The organism is Streptomyces sp. LS1784 (genome assembly GCF_020103755.1).
GTDB lineage: Bacteria > Actinomycetota > Actinomycetes > Streptomycetales > Streptomycetaceae > Kitasatospora.
The window spans coordinates 1-3,858 of record NZ_JAHSQD010000690.1 but is presented as its reverse complement, the minus strand read 5'-3'; the positions used below and the strand labels follow the sequence as shown (position 1 = coordinate 3,858).

The following is a 3,858-nucleotide window of genomic DNA, read 5'->3' as shown; positions in this document are numbered from 1 at the left end:
CAGCCGGGCCACGGCGGCGTCCCGGCCGGCGTTGACCACCGGCGGGCACGGGGTGCGGCGGCAGCCGAGCACGTCGCCCGGCGAGGCCCAGCAGAGCACCGCGAGCACCTCGACGTCCGTCCGGCGGGCCTCGGCCACCGCGTGGTGCAGCGCGGCGAGGCTGCCGAGCGAGCCGCTGACGCCGACCACGATCCGGCCCTCGTCCGCACCACTGTCCGCCATGGCCCTGCCCCTGCCTCTCCGTCCGCCCGCGCGTCCGTGTGCCCGCGCACCGGACCGGACGGCGCCGATTCCACCCCAGCAAAGCGGTCCGCACCCGTGCGGCCCCGGCCCGTTGACGCGGCTCTGACGCGGAGCCCGCCCTTCCGTACGCGTCCCTGATGCCGTGCGGACGACGCGCGCTCAGGCCTCCGGCGACTCCGGGGGCTCCGCTTCCCAGAGGTCCGCGAACATCCGGTCCAGGTGCTCCTCCCCGATCGGCGGGACCGGCAGCGGGTGGGTGGCCCGGGCGCGGAAGCCGTCGAGCAGGAGGGCGAGGTAGCGGCGCCAGAGGTCGGAGCGCAGCTCGGTGGCGGCGGGCAGGGCCCGGCAGAGCGGGCCGAGCAGGAAGAGCAGGTCCATCGTGACCACGTCGCGGCGCATGGTGCCCTGTTCCTGGGCGCGGGCGATCAGGGCGCCGACGGTGGCTGCGTGCCGGCGACTGATCTCGATCATTCCGGGGATGGTCGGGATGGCCTGGGTGACCAGGTCGTTGATGCCCCGGTCGGCGGCGACCAGCTCGAAGATCCGCGCGAAGTACCGTTCGAGGCCGCTCCAGGCGTCCTGGGCGGCGAGCGCTTCCTCACCCGCGGTGGCCAGGCCGTCCCCGGCGTCCGCGAACACCTCGCCGATCAGCGCCTCGCGGGTCGGGAAGTGCCGGTAGAGGGTGGCGTTGCCGACGCCGGCCTCCTTGGCGATCTGGTCCAACGGCACGTCCAGGCCGTGTCGGGAGAACATGTCGCGGGCGGCGGAGAGCAGCAGGTCACGGTTGCGCTGCGCGTCCCGCCGGAGCCGCCCCGGGGGGTTCGCGCTGCTCGGTGGTGCCATGCCCCGACCCTAGCAAGCGCCGGGCGAACGCACCCGGCACCGCCCACCGCCCCCCGTCGAGGCACTCAACTACCCTGTGGGGTCGACAAGATGGACGGCATGCAAGCAGAAAGGGGGCGGCGGGACGATGGCCACGGTGACGGAGCTGCGGTACTACCCGGTGAAGGGGTGCGCCGGGGTGGCGGCCGCACAGGCGGAACTCACCCGGGCCGGGCTCGCCCATGACCGGGCGTTCATGGTGGTGGACGAGGAGGGCGTGTTCCGCTCCCAGCGCCGGGACCCGGCACTGGCCACCGTCCGCCCGGCGGTGTCGGAGGACGGCCGTCGGCTGACCCTGGCCGCTGCGGGGGTGGAGCCGGTGTCCGTGCCGGTGGACGCCGAGGGCCCGCGCCGCGAGGTGCGGCTGTTCGGTGCGCCGTTCCTCGGCATCGACCAGGGCGGGGAGGCGGCCGGCTGGCTCTCCGAGGTGCTGGGCGTGCGCAGCCGGCTGGTCCGGGTGCCGCCGGAGCACGACCGGGTGACCGACGGGCTGACGCCGGGCACCTCGGGCTACGCGGACAGCTGTGCCGTGCACCTGGTGTCGCGTTCCTCGCTGGAGCGTTTCAACGAGCTCTCCGGTGCTCAGCCGCTGCCGATGGACCGCTTCCGCCCGAACCTGGTGGTGGACGGCTGGACCGAGCCGCACACCGAGGACCTGGCCCGCCGGATCGAGGTGGGCGAGGCCGAACTGGGCTACGCCAAGCTCGCGATCCGCTGCGCGGTGACAATGGTGGACCAGTCCTGCGGCGCCAAGGCGGGCCCGGAGCCGCTGCGCACGCTGGCCCGGTACCGCCGGGCGACGGCCGGCGGGGTGGCGTTCGGCAGCAAGTTCGCGGTGCTGAGGCCCGGCACGCTGCGGGTGGGGGACGAGCTGGCGGTGGGTGCCTGGGGGCCGTCCGAGCTCTGAGCCCGGCGCGGCCGCTGCGGCCGCACGGCGGTGACCTCGGCGGGGAAGTGCGCCGGGGCCACCGTCGTGTCGGGAGTGCCCCGGGCCGGGGCCGGTCCCCGGAGGGCCGGCCGGCGCTCGACCGGCGCTCAGCAGACGGCCGGCCGGTGGTCGGCGACGGTCAACCGACGGTCGGCCGGTACGCGGTGAGCGCTCAGCAGGTCTGGTCGATCAGGTAGAACGTGGCGTAGTGGTCGCCGGTGTAGTAGTCCTCCTGGTAGGCCTGGCCGGTCACGATCCGGCGGGCGCCGCGGGTCGGGGAGCCCGGGGTGATGACGGTGTACTCGTGGTAGTAGCCGTAGTACTCGCCGGGGAGGACGCTCTCCCGGTTCTGGAAGACCACGCCGTCCTGGGAGTAGGGGAACGGTCCGCCGGAGGCGATCAGGTTCAGGGTGTCGGTGGCCTGCGACGGGAGGGCGGAGAGGCAGACCGAGCCGCTCACGTCGGCGTGTGCGTCGGTGGCGACGGCGACCGGGGCGAGGGTCATCAGGGCGACGGCGGTGACAGCGGCTGCGCGGGACTTCCATGCGCGTAGAGTGCGAGTCATGTCCACCAGTGTGGCGAGACACCGTCAACTCCGGAAGCCCTCCGGAAAACTATTAACCAGTGAGTAACTCCCCTTTACCTACGGCGACTTGACCCGTACTCCGGCCTGGGCGCCCGTTCCCCGGAGCCGCCCGCGAAACGCCCACGAACCACCTGCCCGGCACGGGGGTCGACCGTCATCGAACTCTCGTCGGAGGCGCCCCTCCCGGCCGTCCGGGCGCTCCCCGCACCCGGGCCACGCCCCCACCGCGCTCCCGACCACGCCCCGACCACGCCGCATGGAGTGCCGCGTAGAGTAGCGGATCACGGCGGGCCGGAACGATCTCTGACAGGGGTGGGCATGGGTACGGGCTCGGGCGCGGCACTGACGGCCCACCAGCTGATCGGTCTGCTGGTCGACCCGGGAGGCTTCCGCAGCTGGGACGAGCCGCCCACGTCGGACCGGACCGACCCCGGCTACCGCGCCTCGCTAGACCGCGCTCAGGAGCGCACCGGCCTGGACGAGGCCGTCCTCACCGGCGTCGGCCTGGTCGACGGCCGGCCGGTCGCCCTCATCGCCTCCGAATTCGGCTTCCTCGGCGGCTCCATCGGCGTCGCCACCGCCGAGCGGATCACCCGCGCCGTCGAACGCGCCACCGCCGAACGGCTGCCGCTGCTCGCCCTGCCGGTCTCCGGCGGGACGCGGATGCAGGAGGGATCGGCGGCCTTCCTCTGCATGCTGCGGATCACCGCTGCCGTCCAGACGCACCGCGCGGCCGGCCTCCCCTATCTCACCTATCTGCGCAACCCCACCATGGGCGGCGTCTTCGCCTCCTGGGGCACGCTCGGTCAGCTGGTCCTCGCCGAGCCGGGCGCCCGGCTCGGTTTCCTCGGACCGCGCGTGTACGAGGAGCTGCGCGGCGTGGAGCTGCCGCCGGACGTCCAGCGGGCCGAGACGCTCGCCGGTCGGGGACTGGTGGACGCCGTCGTACCGCCGCAGGAGCTGCGCGAGCTGCTCCGCCGTACGCTCGCCGTCCTCACCGCCGCACCGCCGTCCCCTTCCACGGATCCCGCGGCTCCCGCGGACCCCACAGCTTCCACCGACCCCGCGACCGCTCCCGAGCCCGCTCCGGCCGCCCCCGGCCGCCCCGACGCCTGGGACTCCGTCCGCCGCACCCGTCGCCCCGACCGTCCGGGCGCCCGCGAGCTGCTGCGGCACACCGCGGAGGAGCTGGTGCTGCTGGACGCCCCCGGCGGGCGCG

At 74.6% G+C, this 3,858-nt stretch carries 5 protein-coding genes; 2 read left to right on the top strand and 3 right to left on the bottom strand.

From position 1 onward, the window contains the following. Together KS423_RS40640 and KS423_RS40635 are read right to left on the bottom strand one after the other, a co-directional pair. Positions 1-222, bottom strand: a 222-nt coding sequence (locus KS423_RS40640) for a universal stress protein (RefSeq protein ID WP_224284750.1), incomplete at its 3' end; no start/stop codon positions are given. A 180-nt stretch (positions 223-402) separates the two neighbouring features. Continuing rightward, a complete protein-coding gene (locus KS423_RS40635; protein ID WP_224284749.1) occupies positions 403-1,086 on the bottom strand; it encodes a TetR/AcrR family transcriptional regulator in 684 nt (227 codons plus the stop codon). A 127-nt stretch (positions 1,087-1,213) separates the two neighbouring features. Here KS423_RS40635 and KS423_RS40630 point away from each other — a divergent pair, with 127 nt between their 5' ends. Further along, positions 1,214-2,032, top strand: a complete 819-nt coding sequence (locus KS423_RS40630) for an MOSC domain-containing protein (RefSeq protein ID WP_224284748.1) — start codon at positions 1,214-1,216, stop codon at positions 2,030-2,032. Positions 2,033-2,225: 193 nt separating this feature from the next. Here the strand turns inward: KS423_RS40630 and KS423_RS40625 are convergent, their stop codons facing one another. Beyond that, positions 2,226-2,558 carry a ribonuclease domain-containing protein gene (locus tag KS423_RS40625; protein ID WP_224284751.1) on the bottom strand — a complete coding sequence of 111 codons (333 nt, stop codon included), beginning with the start codon at positions 2,556-2,558 and terminating at the stop codon, positions 2,226-2,228. Between the two features lie 399 nt (positions 2,559-2,957). Here KS423_RS40625 and KS423_RS40620 point away from each other — a divergent pair. Next, a partial coding sequence (locus KS423_RS40620; protein WP_308020308.1) for an acetyl-CoA carboxylase carboxyltransferase subunit beta occupies positions 2,958-3,858 on the top strand: 901 nt, incomplete at its 3' end.

What these genes read in the sequence shown, in the direction of transcription:
- KS423_RS40635 (WP_224284749.1), bottom strand. Translation starts at nt 1,086, where the DNA reads ATGGCACCACCGAGCAGCGCGAACCCCCCGGGGCGGCTCCGGCGGGAC.
- KS423_RS40630 (WP_224284748.1), top strand. Translation starts at nt 1,214, where the DNA reads ATGGCCACGGTGACGGAGCTGCGGTACTACCCGGTGAAGGGGTGCGCC.
- KS423_RS40625 (WP_224284751.1), bottom strand. Translation starts at nt 2,558, where the DNA reads ATGACCCTCGCCCCGGTCGCCGTCGCCACCGACGCACACGCCGACGTG.